At 72.0% G+C, this 13,723-nt stretch carries 13 protein-coding genes and 1 pseudogene; 1 reads left to right on the top strand and 13 read right to left on the bottom strand.

Going from position 1 to position 13,723, the window contains the following annotated elements; translation table 11 throughout:
• Positions 1-21: 21 nt before the first annotated feature.
• Complete coding sequence (locus tag ACVW00_RS03050) at positions 22-189, top strand: hypothetical protein (protein ID WP_457109427.1); 168 nt, start codon at positions 22-24, stop codon at positions 187-189.
• Position 190: 1 nt separating this feature from the next.
• Here the strand turns inward: ACVW00_RS03050 and def are convergent, their stop codons facing one another.
• The 13 genes and pseudogenes from def to mfd all read right to left on the bottom strand — a co-directional run bounded on the left by def (position 191) and on the right by mfd (position 13,700).
• Positions 191-712, bottom strand: a complete 522-nt coding sequence (gene def, locus ACVW00_RS03045) for a peptide deformylase (RefSeq protein WP_457109426.1) — start codon at positions 710-712, stop codon at positions 191-193.
• Positions 709-1,224, bottom strand: coding sequence for a glycine cleavage system protein R (locus ACVW00_RS03040; protein WP_457109425.1), 516 nt, complete (start codon positions 1,222-1,224; stop codon positions 709-711). Before ACVW00_RS03040 ends, def begins: the two co-directional genes overlap by 4 nt.
• Positions 1,225-1,450: 226 nt before the next feature.
• Positions 1,451-2,278 (bottom strand): uracil-DNA glycosylase, encoded by an 828-nt coding sequence (locus ACVW00_RS03035; protein ID WP_457109424.1) that lies wholly within the window; start codon positions 2,276-2,278, stop codon positions 1,451-1,453.
• Positions 2,278-3,366, bottom strand: a complete 1,089-nt coding sequence (locus ACVW00_RS03030) for a YihY/virulence factor BrkB family protein (protein WP_457109423.1) — start codon at positions 3,364-3,366, stop codon at positions 2,278-2,280. Before ACVW00_RS03030 ends, ACVW00_RS03035 begins: the two co-directional genes overlap by 1 nt.
• On the bottom strand, positions 3,363-4,280 hold the full coding sequence (locus ACVW00_RS03025) for a Ppx/GppA phosphatase family protein (protein ID WP_457109422.1): 918 nt from the start codon (positions 4,278-4,280) through the stop codon (positions 3,363-3,365). The genes ACVW00_RS03030 and ACVW00_RS03025 overlap by 4 nt, the downstream gene beginning before the upstream one ends.
• A complete protein-coding gene (locus ACVW00_RS03020; RefSeq protein ID WP_457109421.1) occupies positions 4,277-4,798 on the bottom strand; it encodes a DUF501 domain-containing protein in 522 nt (173 codons plus the stop codon). The genes ACVW00_RS03025 and ACVW00_RS03020 overlap by 4 nt, the downstream gene beginning before the upstream one ends.
• Positions 4,795-5,238: an FtsB family cell division protein gene (locus tag ACVW00_RS03015; RefSeq protein WP_457109420.1), complete on the bottom strand. Its 444-nt coding sequence runs from the start codon at positions 5,236-5,238 to the stop codon at positions 4,795-4,797. Before ACVW00_RS03015 ends, ACVW00_RS03020 begins: the two co-directional genes overlap by 4 nt.
• Before the next feature lie 115 nt (positions 5,239-5,353).
• Positions 5,354-6,631 (bottom strand): phosphopyruvate hydratase, encoded by a 1,278-nt coding sequence (gene eno / locus ACVW00_RS03010; protein ID WP_457109419.1) that lies wholly within the window; start codon positions 6,629-6,631, stop codon positions 5,354-5,356.
• An 84-nt stretch (positions 6,632-6,715) separates the two neighbouring features.
• Complete coding sequence (locus ACVW00_RS03005) at positions 6,716-8,056, bottom strand: protealysin inhibitor emfourin (protein ID WP_457109418.1); 1,341 nt, start codon at positions 8,054-8,056, stop codon at positions 6,716-6,718.
• Positions 8,057-8,088: 32 nt separating this feature from the next.
• A complete protein-coding gene (locus tag ACVW00_RS03000) occupies positions 8,089-8,739 on the bottom strand; it encodes a hypothetical protein (protein WP_457109417.1) in 651 nt (216 codons plus the stop codon).
• On the bottom strand, positions 8,736-9,338 hold the full coding sequence (locus ACVW00_RS02995) for a MazG family protein (protein WP_457109416.1): 603 nt from the start codon (positions 9,336-9,338) through the stop codon (positions 8,736-8,738). The genes ACVW00_RS03000 and ACVW00_RS02995 overlap by 4 nt, the downstream gene beginning before the upstream one ends.
• 6 nt (positions 9,339-9,344) lie before the next feature.
• Positions 9,345-10,058 carry a hypothetical protein gene (locus ACVW00_RS02990; protein WP_457109415.1) on the bottom strand — a complete coding sequence of 238 codons (714 nt, stop codon included), beginning with the start codon at positions 10,056-10,058 and terminating at the stop codon, positions 9,345-9,347.
• Positions 10,055-13,700 (bottom strand): annotated as a pseudogene (mfd, locus tag ACVW00_RS02985) (transcription-repair coupling factor). The gene ACVW00_RS02990 and the pseudogene mfd overlap by 4 nt, the downstream one beginning before the upstream one ends.
• Positions 13,701-13,723 lie beyond the last annotated feature (23 nt).

The raw sequence follows: 13,723 nt of genomic DNA, 5'->3' as shown, positions 1-13,723 counted from the left end.
CGGAGGGCCTACGGTGGCGAGATGAGGAGGACGTGGCCTCTCGCTGTGGCCCTCGCGCTGTTCCTCTCGGCAGGCTGTGGGCTGCACAAGAGCAGCAACGACTGCGTCGCCAACCCCGGCCTGACCAGCGGGAGCCCGACGGTGTGCACCCAGCCGCCGCCTGCGCAGTTCAGCCAGCTCGGTCAGTAGGTCACAGGTACGTCTTGCGCGGGTGGATCGCGTGCGCGCCCGCGGCCCGGTCGAGGAAGAGCAGGCCGGTGCAGTGGTCGATCTCGTGCTGGAGGGCGCGCGCCTCGAAGGCGTCGGTCTCGATGGTGACCTCGGCACCCGTGCCCGGCTCAAGTCCGCGTACGACGACCCTGGTCCCGCGCTTCACGTCGCCGGTCAGATCGGGGACGCTCATGCAGCCCTCACGCGCCTTCTCGTTGCGCGAGGCGCTCACGACCTCGGCGTTGCACAGCACGAGCTGGCCGTGGCTGTTCCGGGCCTTCGGGTGGTCCGAGACGTCGACGCAGAACACCTGCACGCTCACCCCCACCTGGGGGGCGGCCAGGCCGACGCAGCCAGGCGAGACCCGCATCGTCGCCACCAGGTCGGCGGCGAGCTGGACGACCTCGAGGCTCGTCGGGTCGACCGTCGCACCGGGTCGCGACAGAACCGGGTCCGGCGCACGGACGACCTCGAGGACCCGTCCCGCGACGGGCGAGCTCACAGGTCGTCGCTCTCCAGCGGGAGGAGCGACACCTCGACACCCAGGTCCTCGGCGACCGCCCGCAGCTGGGTCGTGAGTGCCGCGGCGTCGACGCCGGCCGGCAGATCGACCTCGGCGGACAGCACGTAGAGATCACCAGCGAGCCTGGTGGTCAGGTCGGTGATGTTGCCGCCCACCTTCGCGACCTCGCCGGCCAGGCTCGACACGATCCCGGGTCGGTCGCCGCCGTGCACGCTGAGCAGGTACGAGGCCTCGCCCGGCGTACCGGACTCCGCCGGGACCTCTCTGACCGACACCGAGAGCGACCCGTCCTCGGTCAGCGCGGCGAGCGCCGACTCCACGGTGGCAGCCTCCGCGTCACCGGCGGTGATCAGCATCATCGCGAAGTGCCCGCGCAACAGCGTCATCGTGGAGTCCTCGATGTTCAGGCCGAGCCCGGCAAGCGCGCCGGTGGTGCCCGCGATGATCCCGGGCCGGTCGTGCCCGAGGACGGTGATGGCCAGCAGCGGCATGGGGTGAGTCTTCCACGGCCCTCCGGTGGCTGAGCCTGTGGAAAGCTCACCAGGTCTCGTCTGATCGCTCGCTGCGCTCGCTGCTCGACCACCCTGGTCGGGGTCTCGACTGATCGCTCGCTGCGCTCGCTGCTCGACCACCCGTGGTCGGGGTCTCGACTGATCGCTCGCTGCGCTCGCTGCTCGACCACCTTCTGTCGCTCGCTCCTCGACCGCCGTCTCCGGGTCAGCCGGCGGTGAGGTCCTGGGCTCGGGTGAAGACGGCGTCGAGCATGTCGGGGGCGAGGCGGCCGGTGAAGGTGTTGTGCTGCGAGGGGTGGTAGCAGCCGAGGAGCGTCAGGCTGCCGGCGTCGGAGGTCAGTGGCACCTCGGCTGCGTGGCCGAACTTCGGCAGCGGCCGCGGTACGGCGTACCCGGCGCCGCGCAGCGACCTGAGTGCCGCCGCCCAGCCGAAGGAGCCCAGGCACACGACGACCCGCGTCGAGGGCGCGAGGAGGCGGATCTCCTGCTCGATCCAGGGAGCGCAGGTGTCGCGCTCCACCGGCGTCGGCTTGTTGTCGGGCGGCGCGCAGCGGACGGCGGCCACCATCCGGGCGTCGTGGAGCGCCTGTCCGTCGCCGGCATGGATCGAGGTGGGCTGCCGGGCCAGACCGACCCGGTGGAGTGAGGCGAACAGCCAGTCCCCCGAGCTGTCACCGGTGAAGACGCGTCCGGTGCGGTTGCCCCCGTTGGCGGCGGGCGCGAGGCCGACGATGAGGATCGACGGGTTCGCCGAGCCCCAGCCCGCGATCGGCCGGCCCCAGTAGGGCTGGTCCGCGAACGACGCACGCTTCTTCAGCGCGACCTCCTCGCGCCATGCGACCAAGCGAGGGCACGCGGAGCACACGGAGATCCGGGCGGTGAGCTCGGCAAGGTCATCGACGCCGGAGAGAGCCAGCACCTCGGCCGCCGAGGCCGCGACCGGAGTGATCGGTGCGGCCGGATCCTCCGGCCAGCCGGTGCCGGGCGGGACCGGGCTCGCGAAGGGCTGACCGGTGAGGGGGTGCGGCAGCATCAGTCCTCGTCGGGCACGGGCTGCCGCGTCGGCCCGTAGGTGGGCTCCTGGGCGCCCGGCCCGGGCACCCGCAGCTCCCGACCGGCAGCGACGGTCTCCCGCTGCTTGCGCTCGGCCTTGCGGACACCACTCTCGTCGCGCAGCGGCAGCTGGATGGTCTCCTCGGCGGGCATGCCGGCCTGCAGCTCGCGGCCGCGCTCGAGCTCGGCGTCGAGCTCGGCCCCGAAGAGCAGGGCGAGGTTCGTCAGCCACAGCCAGAGCAGGGCCACGACGCCGCCCGCGACCGAACCGTAGGTCTTGTTGTACGACGAGAAGTTGCCCACGTAGAAGGCGAAGCCGACCGACACGGCCACCCACACGAGGATCGCGACGAGGGCGCCGGCCGAGATCCAGCGGAACCGTGGCTGCCGGACGTTCGGCGTCACGTAGTACAGCAGCGCCACCACGAGGATCACCACGATCGCGAGCGCCGGCCACTTGGCGATGTTCCACACGTCGACCACCGTGTTCCCGACGCCGATCTCGTCGCCCACCGACTGGGCGACCGGACCGGTGACGAGGAGGATGGCGAGCCCGACCACGCAGAGGGCGACCGTGACCAGCGTGACCAGGAGCTGGAGCGGCCGGAGCTTGTAGAACGGCCGGCCCTCCTCCACGCCGTACACGCGGTTCATCGCGCGGCTGAAGGCGCCGACGTAGCCCGACGCCGACCAGAGCGCGCCGGCGAGACCGACGACGAAGGCGAGGCCCGCGGACTGGGATCGGGAGAGCTCCTCGAGCGGGTGCCGGACCGCGTCGAGGGTCGAGGAGTCGACGAGCGGCGCGAGGATGTCCAGCATCGTCTGCACCGAGTCGCCGCCGAGGTCGACCAGCCCGAGGGTCGAGATCACCGCGAGCAGGCCGGGGAACACCGCCAGCACGGAGTAGTAGGTCAGCGCCGCGGCGAGGTCGGTGCAGTTGTCGTTGCGGAACTCGCGGATCGTGCGGCGGAGGACGTAGAACCACGAGCGCTTCCGGATCTCCCTGAGCTGGTCGGGCTTGCGCTCGTCGTCGGGCGCGGGTGCGTCGTCGTGCGTGGGGCCGCTCACGTCAGGCTCCAGGCGATTCCGTCGAGGATGTCGGACTCCGAGACGATCAGCTCGGTGACCGACGCGCGGCGCAGGACCCGGTCGAGGATGAGTGCGCCGGCTCCGATCACGTCGGCACGGCCCGGGTGCATGTAGCCGAGCGCCCGGCGCTCGCTGACGCTCATCGCCACGAGCTCGGCGACTGCACCATGGACGACGTCGGTGTCCAGGTGGGCCAGGTGGATCCGCTCGCGGTCGTACGCCGGGAGGCCCAGCGCTGCGGCGGCCACCGTCGTGACACTGCCGGCCACGCCGACGACGGTCCGGGCGAGGGCCGGGTCGACGCGACAGCCGTCGAGCGCCTCGTCGACGTCCTTGCAGAGTGCCGCGACCTGCTTCTCGGTCGGCGGGTCGTCGTGGAGGTGGCGCTCGGTCAGCCGCACCGAGCCGATGTCGAGCGACTGCGCTGTCTCGACCACGCCGTCGGCGCCGCCGAGGATCAGCTCGGTGGAGCCGCCGCCGATGTCCAGCACCAGCAGCGGCTCGTCGACGTCGTGGAGCACCCGGGTCGCGCCGGCGAACGACGCGCGCGCCTCGACATCCCCCTCGATGACCTCCGGTACGACGCCCAGGCGCTGCCTGACGCCGTCCATGAACTCCGCGGCGTTGGCGGCATCGCGGGCGGCCGAGGTCGCGCAGAAGCGCATCACGGTCGGCCGGTGCTCGGCGACCAGCGCGGCGTACTCGTCGAGCGCGGCGAACGTGCGCGCCATCGACTCCGGGGCGATCCGGCCGGTCCGGTCGACGCCCTCGCCGACCCGGACGATCCGCATCTCCCGGACGAGCTCGGTCATCTCACCGGTCCCCGCGTCCAGGTCGGCGATCAGCAGCCGCAACGAGTTGGTCCCGCAGTCGAAGGCCGCGACCCGGGTCACGGTGCTGCTCCAGGTCCCGCCGGGACGCAGGGTCCCTCGGACCACCAGGCGCCGAGATCGTCGAGGACCTCGTCACCGAGCCGGTTGACGCCGCGGCCCTGCGCGAGCGACTGCGCCGCGAGCACGTGGAGGCACTTGACCCTGGCCGGCATGCCGCCGGCCGACACCCCGGCGATCTCGGGCACGCTCTGCCCGGACTCCGCGGCGATCTCCGCACGCGCGGCGAGGTAGGCCTCATGCGCACGCTCGTACCCGGCCCTCAGCTCGTCATCCTCGGCCAGCCGGTCGCTCATCTCGCGCATCAGCCCGGAGGCCTCCAGCGTCCCGATCATCGATGCCGCCCGCGGACAGGTCAGGTAGAACGTCGTGGGGAACGGGGTGCCGTCGTCGAGCCGGGGCGCGGTGACGACCACGTCCGGGTTGCCGCACGGGCAGCGGTGGCCCACGCCGTGGATCGAGCGCGGCGGCCGGCCGAGCTGGGCCTCGATCGCGTCCCGGTCGCGCGGATCGATGCTCACTGGTCCGCGGTGATCCGGGCGGCCGGCGTCGGCGTGACCTTCTTCTCCGGGTGGTCGGCGGCCTCGAGCGTGGAGTACGCCCTGGACCACCAGGCCTTCGGCTTCACCCGGGCGATGCTGTCGGGGTCGGTCAGCTCGTCGTCACCGGTCAACGGGTTGCCGTTGGCGTCGAGCACCTGGTAGCTCGTCTCGCCGGGAAGCACCCACCCGAAGCGTGCCCGTGCCTGCGCCTCGACGTACGCCGGGTCGCGCCAGCGCCGCTTCTCGCGCTCCGACGCGGCGATGTCGGTCCTCGAGGAGGCGATCTGCTGCTTGAGCTGGTTGATCTGGTCGCGCTGCTGCAGGTAGGCCCGCATCGACGAGGCGTAGGAGATCACCAGCACGGCGAACACGACGAGGAGCACCGCGGCCCGGTTGGTGAAGCGCGGTCGCGTCGCCACCGTCGCCGCCGTGCCGGCGGGGCGCGGCCGCCCGGCCCCGCCCCGGGGACCGGGACGGGTGTTGCGGGGACGACCTCCCCGCGACGACGGGCGACGACTCGGCGGCATCGTGTCCTTAACCCTGGTATCTGGGGAAGGCGCCCGCGCCGGCGTAGCGGGCCGCGTCGCCGAGCTCGGACTCGATCCGCAGGAGCTGGTTGTACTTCGCGACCCGCTCGGAGCGGGCGGGCGCCCCGGTCTTGATCTGCCCGCAGTTGGTCGCGACCGCGAGGTCGGCGATGGTCGTGTCCTCGGTCTCGCCCGACCGGTGGCTCATCATGCACCGGAAGCCGTTGCGGTGCGCGAGGTCGACGGAGTCGAGGGTCTCGGTCAGCGAGCCGATCTGGTTGACCTTCACCAGCAGGGCGTTGGCCTGGCCCCCGTCGATGCCCCGCTGCAGCCGGTCGACGTTGGTCACGAAGAGGTCGTCACCGACGATCTGGACCTTGTCGCCGAGCAGCTCGGTGATGGTCCTCCAGCCGTCCCAGTCGTCCTCGTCGAGAGGGTCCTCCACGCTCACGATGGGGTACGACGCGACCAGCTCGGCGTAGTACGCGCTCATCTCGTCGGCCGACTTCTTGCCGCCCTCGAAGGTGTAGCTGCCGTCGGCGAAGAACTCGCTGGCGGCGACGTCGAGCGCGAGCGCGATGTCGGTGCCGACCTTGAAGCCGGCGGACTCGATCGCGCTGGAGATCAGGTCGAGCGCGGCGCGGTTGCTGTCCAGGTTGGGCGCGAACCCGCCCTCGTCGCCGAGGCCGGTGGCGAGGCCCTTCTGCTTCAGCACCGACTTCAACGCGTGGTAGACCTCGGCACCGTGGCGCAGCGCCTCCCGGAACGTGGGTGCGCCGATCGGGGCGATCATGAACTCCTGGATGTCGACGTTGGAGTCCGCGTGCGAACCACCGTTGAGGATGTTCATCATCGGCACCGGCAGCAGGTGGGCGTTGGGCCCGCCGACGTAGCGGTAGAGCGGCAGCTCCGCGCTCATCGCGGCGGCCCGGGCCACGGCGAGCGACACACCGAGGATCGCGTTGGCGCCGAGGTTGGCCTTGTTGGGGGTGCCGTCGAGGTCGAGCATCTCCTGGTCGACGAGCCGCTGGTCGGAGGCGTCGAGGCCGACGATCCGCTGGCCGATCTGCGACTCGACGGCCGCGACCGCCTTCAGGGTGCCCTTGCCGCCGTAGCGGTCGTCACCGTCACGCAGCTCGACCGCCTCGAACGCCCCGGTCGAGGCACCCGACGGGACCGCCGCACGGCCGAAGCTGTCGTCCTCGAGGATCACCTCCACCTCGACCGTGGGGTTGCCACGGGAATCGAGGATCTCGCGGGCGATGACGTCTTCGATGGCGGCCAATGCACTGCTCCTGCTGGGTCGAGCGGTCGGGGGGACGAGCGGCCTCAGCCTATCGGGGCCGTTGCCCGATCCCCGGCAGCACTCTCAGCGGGTGAGCGTGCGTTCGAAGAGGTCGCGGACGTCCGGCTCGAGGGCGGGCTCCGGGATGGTCACGTCCAGCCGGGCGGCGTCGCAGCGGACGCCGTAGCAGAAGGCGTCGGGGTGGGTCGGGGCGTCGGCGAGCCGCGCCAGCCGGTCACCGGCGAGCAGGGAGCGCCAGTGCGAGGCGTCGTCGTCGGACAAGTCCGCGAGCCGCAGGGTGCGCTCCCGGACGAGGCCCCCGAAGCCGCCGGTGCGCCGCACGGAGAGCTCGTCGGCAGCGCCCGGGGGCTCGGTTTCGACAGGCTCAGCCACCGGGGCGGCGACCACGCCCACCGTGCTCCAGGCATCGGCGACCGCAGCGGCCTGCTCGGAGTCGTCACCGAACCGCGCCTTCGCGGCTGCGACGGTCAGCTCGGCGAAGGTCGCGAAGTCGCAGTCGGGGCGGATCGCGGAGCCGGTGAGCACGTCGTACCAGATCTGGCCCGGCGCCTCCCACGCGTTGCCGCCGACCGCGGACGCAACGAGGTAGAAGGCGCGGTTGGGAATGCCGGAGTTGAGGTGCACGCCGCCGTTGTCGTCGCTCGTCTGCACGTAGCCGGACATGTCGGCGGGCTGCGGGTCCTTGCCGAGCCGCGGATCGTCGTACGCCGTGCCGGGCGCCTTCATCGAGCGCAGCGCCACTCCCTTGACGCCCGGCGCGAGGAGGTCGGCGCCGATCAGCCAGTCGGCCTGCTCGGCGGTCTGCCCGAGGACCCGCTGCTTGACCAGCGAGCCGAACACGTCGGAGACGCTCTCGTTCAGCGCGCCGGACTGGCCGGAGTAATCGAGCCCGGCGGTCGACTCCGTCACCCCGTGGGTCAGCTCGTGGCCGATGACGTCGACACTGCGCGTGAACCCGAGGAAGACGGTGCCGTCGCCGTCGCCGAACACCATCTGGGCGCCGTTCCAGAACGCGTTGTCGTAGTGCTGGTCGTAGTGGACGCTCGCGACGAGCGGAAGCCCCTTGCCGTCGATCGAGTTACGGCCGAACACCTCGTGGTAGAGCGTCCAGGTCGCGCCGAGGCCGTCGTAGGCCTCGTTGACCGCGGTGTCACCGGACGCGGCGTCGCCCTCGTCCCGCACGACGTCGCCCGGCAGCGTCGTGCCCTGGTGGGCGTCGTGGACGGTGCGGTGCAGGCCGTCGCCGGACGCCGGCAGCGGTCGCTCCGGCCGGGCGCGCAGCACGGTGTCGTGCACGAGCGTGCGCCGGGCGCGCTCGGCGAGGTCGGCGTCGCCGGAGTCGACCAGCCGCTGCAGGAGGTAGGGCGGGACGATGCCCGCGCACGTGCTCACCCGAGATTTCATGCCGCAGACGCTACTCGCGCCGACCGACACCGTCAGTGCCCGAGCTTCTGCGGCGCACCCCCGTCGAGCGGGATCCGGTAGTCGACGTTGCCGCTGGCGCCGTGGACGAGCAGCGCGTCGCCGGCGAACCGCAGGATCCGCGGCTCGCCGTCCTCGTAGAGGTCGGTGAGGTCGTCGCTGCGGACGTCGCCCATGCCCACGTAGGAGGCGACCACCGGCTTGCCGGTGGTGGCGTCGTAGACGACCGACATCGCCAGCGGTGTGCCGAACCTGTCCGGCGGACCGTGCTCGAAGTCGAGGAACGCCAGTCGGCGCCCGTCGGGCGAGGCGACCAGCGACTCGACGTGGCCGTAGCCGGTGGCACGAGCGTGGTCGAGATCGGTGAACCAGAGCTCGGTGCGGTTGCGGAAGAACACCCCACCCTTCACCACCACCGGCTCGTCGACGCGCAACGGTGCCAGGTCGGTCACCTCGCCGCCGACCACCAGGCTGCTCCCCCGGCCTCGCACCTTGTCGCCCGGGCCGACGTCGGCGGTGCCGACGGGGAGGTCGGCAAGGTTCTGCAGCGGGACGGCTGCCTGCAACGTCCGCGGCCCGGAGGCCTCGTCCTCCCGTGCGCCGCACCCGGTCAGCGCGACGGCGACGACCGCGACGATCGCGGCGGCGAGCTTCGGAGAGATCACAGGATCCGGCGTACGGCGGCCCGCAGCGCCTGCTCGGGGTCGACCCCGGCGTCCCGGGCCTCGGACGCGAGCGCGAGCAGCCGGTCGCCCAGGTCGGCCGAGCCGGCGACCACGGGCGCTTCGCGGCCGGAGCGCTCGAGCCGGTCGAGCGCCTTCACGGCACGCAGCAGCGCGGGCAGCTCCTCCGGGACGCCGTCCATCACCCCGGAGCGCTGCTTCTCCTCGGCCTTGATCCGCTCCCACTGCTCGTTGATGGCCTCCGCTGCCCCGCTTGTCGCGCCTGCGGGGACCGTCGAGTGCTCGGGGTCGAACACGTGCGGGTTGCGCCGGCGCAGCTTGACGACCAGGTCGGCTGCGACGTCGTCGATGTCGAAGCGACCCTGCTCCTCGGCGATGACCGCATGGAACAGGATCTGCAGCAGCAGGTCGCCGAGCTCCTCACGCAGGTGCGCGTCGTCGCCGACCTCGATCGCCTCGAGGGTCTCGTAGGTCTCCTCGAGCAGGTAACGCGCGAGCGACTCGTGGGTCTGCCCGGCCTTCCAGGCGCACTCGCGCCGGAGCCGGGCCATCACCTCGACGAGCTCGAGGAGCGCCGACATCGGCGCTCAGCCACACCTCTGGTCGGCGGGCAGGCCGGCGACCCAGGTGTTGTACTTCTGCGCCACGTCCATCGGCGTCGACTGGCCGGGCGGCGACTCCACCGAGTGCCTGGCGTACGACGACACGGCCCGCGAGAGGGACGGGTCGACCGACCCTGCGGCGTCCTGCGCGTCCGGGCCGTACTGCGGGTTGACCTCGACGTCGACCTTCTTGCGGAAGTCCGCGAGGATCTTCGCGACGGCCTGGCGGACCTCGTCGTCGCTGGGGCTGGTGACACCCTGGCGGGCGAAGTCGGTCTGCGCCAGCCCCACGACCTCGAGCTGGCCGCGGTAGATGCTCTCGATCAGGTCGCGGGCCCGGTCGCGGTCACCGGCAGGTGCCTGGCTCAGCGTCGACTCGAACTGGTCCATCGCCGAGCGCAGCGTGGACCTGTCGTAGCTGAGGTGGTCGCGCGCCGCGAGCTGCCGGTTGAGCTGCGCCTCGACCAGCGCGTTCACCCACTGGATCCGGACCTGCGACCTCGGCACCGCCTGGGCCTGTCCCGAGCCGCTCGACTTCGCCAGGATCCCGCACTGGACCTTGGTCAGGAAGTCCACGTCGGAGTTCGGCACGGTGGTGTCGCCGACGCGGGCAGCGACGTCGCCCGACTGCGCACAACCGGAGAGCGCCAGCATGGACGCACCTGCAACGGCGAGGAGGACGAGGCGGTTGGCCTTCACGAAGCGCTCTCCTGTTTCTGTGCGGTCTTCTCGGGTGGATCGACGATGTCGTCGATCACGCGACCTGCCCATGCCAGCAGCTCGTCGTCGCGGACCGGCTTGGCCCCGAACGCCGCCGGCTGCGGGCGCGGCACCAGCATCGTACGCACCCCGGCCTTGACCAGGCTGCCGGGGTACACGCGGTTCAGGCGTACGCCGCGCGACTCGGCCAGCTCCACCGGGGCGAACCGGACGTACTTGCCCTGCACCGTCACCTCGCTGACGCCGGCGCGACGGCAGCGGCCGCGGAACCGGGCGACGGCGAGCAGGCGGTCGACGGCTGCGGGAGGCTCGCCGTACCGGTCGCGCATCTCCTCGCGGAGCAGGTCGACGTCGTCGTCCTCGCGCACCTCGGCGAGGCGCTTGTACATCTCCAGGCGAAGCCGCTCGCTGGGCACGTAGTCGTGCGGCAGGTGCGCGTCGATCGGGAGCTCGATGCGGACCTCCTCGGCCTGTTCGCTGCCCTGGCCGGGCACCTGCCGGAACTCGGAGACCGCCTCGCCGACCAGGCGCACGTAGAGGTCGAAGCCGACGTCGGCGATGTGCCCGGACTGCTCACCGCCCAGGAGGTTGCCGGCGCCGCGGATCTCGAGGTCCTTCATCGCGATCGCCATGCCGCCGCCGAGGTCGGAGTGCTGCGCGAGGGTCGCGAGCCGCTCGTGGGCGGTCTCGGTCAGCGGCTTGTCGGGCGGGTAGAGGAAGTAGGCGTAGGCCCGCTCCCGGCTGCGCCCCACCCGGCCGCGGAGCTGGTGCAGCTGCGAGAGGCCCAGGGTGTCGGCCCGCTCGATGATCATCGTGTTGGCGTTGGAGACGTCGAGACCCGACTCCACGATCGTCGTGCACACCAGGACGTCGAACTTCTTCTCCCAGAAGTCGAGCATCACCTGCTCCAGCTGGTGCTCGGCCATCTGCCCGTGGGGCGGTGGCCACGCGTGCCTCCGGCACCAGTTCCCTGATCCGGGCGGCGGCCTTCTCGATGCTGCCGACCCGGTTGTGGATGTAGAAGACCTGGCCGTCGCGGAGCAGCTCGCGCCGGATCGCCGCCACCAGCTGCCGGTCCTCCTGGGCGCCGACGTAGGTGAGCACGGGGTGCCGCTCCTCGGGGGGCGTCGTGATCGTGGACATCTCGCGGATGCCGGTGATCGCCATCTCGAGCGTGCGCGGGATCGGCGTAGCCGACATCGACAGGACGTCGACGCTGGTGCGCATCCGCTTCATCAGCTCCTTGTGCTCGACGCCGAAGCGCTGCTCCTCGTCGACCACGATCAGCCCGAGGTCCTTGAGCCGGATGTCGGGGTTGAGCAGCCGGTGGGTGCCGATGACGATGTCGACCGAGCCCTCGGCCAGGCCCTCGATGACCTCGCGGGCCTCCTTGTCGGTCTGGAACCTGCTGAGCGCCTTGAGCACGACCGGGAAGGCGCTCATCCGCTCGGCGAAGGTGGAGAGGTGCTGGCTGACCAGCAGCGTGGTCGGCACGAGCACGGCGACCTGCTTGCCGTCCTGGACCGCCTTGAACGCCGCGCGCACCGCGATCTCGGTCTTGCCGTAGCCGACGTCGCCACAGACGAGCCGGTCCATCGGGACGGTACGGCGCATGTCGGCCTTGACCTCCTCGACGGTGGTCAGCTGGTCGGGCGTCTCGTGGAACGGGAAGGCGTCCTCGAGCTCCCGCTGCCAGGGGGTGTCCGGCCCGAAGGCGTAGCCCTTGGTGGCCTGGCGGGCGGCGTACAGCTTGATCAGCTCGGCGGCGATCTCGCGCACCGCCTTGCGTGCCCGGCCCTTGCGCTTTGCCCAGTCGGCCCCCCCGAGGCGGTCCAGGCTCGGCTGCTCCCCGCCGACGTAGCGGGTGACCTGGTCGAGCGTGTCCGCCGGCACGAAGAGCTTGTCGGCCGGATGACCACGCTTGCTCGACCCGTACTCGAGGACGAGGTACTCGCGTACCGCGCCCTGGACCTCCCGCTGTCGCATCTCCAGGAACCGGCCCACGCCGTGCTGCTCGTGGACCACGTAGTCACCCGGCTTGAGCTCGAGCGGGTCGATCTGCTTCTTGCGGCGCGTCGGCATCTTGCGCATGTCGCGCGTCGAGGCCTTCTGCCCCGAGAGGTCCTCGCCAGTCAGCACGACCAGGCCGGGCTCGTCGAGCACCAGGCCGTGCACCAGGCAGCCGCGGGTGACCTCGACGAGCGACCGGTCTCCACTGGCCGAGCCCGTGGAGACCTCCTCGACGAGCCGGGCGGCGATGTCGTGCTCGCCGAGCACCTCGACGGTGCGCTGGGCGGGCCCGTGTCCGCGCTGGACGACGACCACCTGCCGCCCGCGTCCGAGGTGGTCGGCGATGTCGCGCACGGCGGCCTCGATGTCGCCGCGGTAGGGCTCGACGGCGGTCGCGCCGACGGCGCGGGACTCGACGGCGCCGGTCTCGACGTCGACGCCTGCGCTGACGATCTCGCCGAGGGAGTCGCGCAGCACCTCTCCGGTCGTCACGCCATCCGCAGCCGCATCCCCGATGCCGAACGGGCTGATCCCCCACCAGGCCTTGCCCTGCGCCAGCACGGTCTCGCGCACGTCGGCGAGCGTGCGCAGGGAGGCGGCGCCCAGGTCGACCGGCGCCTGCCCGCCGGAGGCGGCCGCGGCCCAGCTGGCCGCGAGGAACTCCTCGCTCGTCGAGACCAGGTCGTGAGCGCGGGCGCGCACCCGCTCCGGGTCGAGCAGCAGCACGTGGGTGTCGGACGGCAGGAGGTCGACGAGCAGCTCCATCTCGTCGACGAGCGCGGGGGTCAGCGACTCCATGCCGTCGACCGCGACGCCCTCGGCGAGCCGGTCGGTGATCTCCGCGAGCTCGGGGTGCTGCTCGCCGAGGCGAGCGGCCCGCCTGCGCACCTCGTCGGTGAGCAGCAGCTCACGGCACGGCGGTGCCCAGAGGCGCTCAGCCTTGTCCAGCGTGCGCTGGTCGGCGACCGCGAACGCGCGAATCTCGTCGACCTCGTCGCCAAAGAACTCCACGCGGAGCGGGTGCTCCTCGGTCGGCGGGAACACGTCGACGATCCCTCCGCGGACCGCGAACTCCCCGCGCTTCTCGACCAGGTCGACGCGGGAGTACGCCGCCTCGGCGAGCCTGCGGACCACGTCGTCGAGCTCCACCTCCTGCCCGGGGACGAGCTCGACCGGCTCGAGGTCGGCCAGGCCCCTGACCTGCGGCTGGAGCACCGAGCGCACCGGCGCGACGACGACCTGCAGCGGTCCGCTCGCCGCGTCCTGGCCCGGGTGGACGAGCCGCCGCAGGACCGCGAGCCGGCGTCCGACGGTGTCGCTGCGCGGACTGAGCCGCTCGTGCGGCAACGTCTCCCACGCCGGGTAGTGGGCCAGCGTCTCCGGGTCGACCACGTCGGCGAGCTCCTCGACGAGGTCTTCGGCCTCGCGCACGGTCGCCGTCACCACCAGCACGGTGCGGCCCGCCCTGGCCAGCCCGGCGACGACGAAGGGCCGGAGCGCGGCCGGGCCGGTGAGGTCGAGAGCGGGCGTGCGGTTGTCGCGGGCGTCGTCCACGGCGGCCGCGAGGGTGGGCTCGGCGAGGACGGCATCGGCGAGGCCGGCGAGGCGCAACGGTGCTCCTGGAGTAGCGGACG

The organism is Marmoricola sp. URHA0025 HA25 (assembly GCF_054059435.1).
The sequence above is the reverse complement of the archived record's forward strand: the minus strand, read 5'-3'. Positions and strand labels throughout refer to the sequence as shown.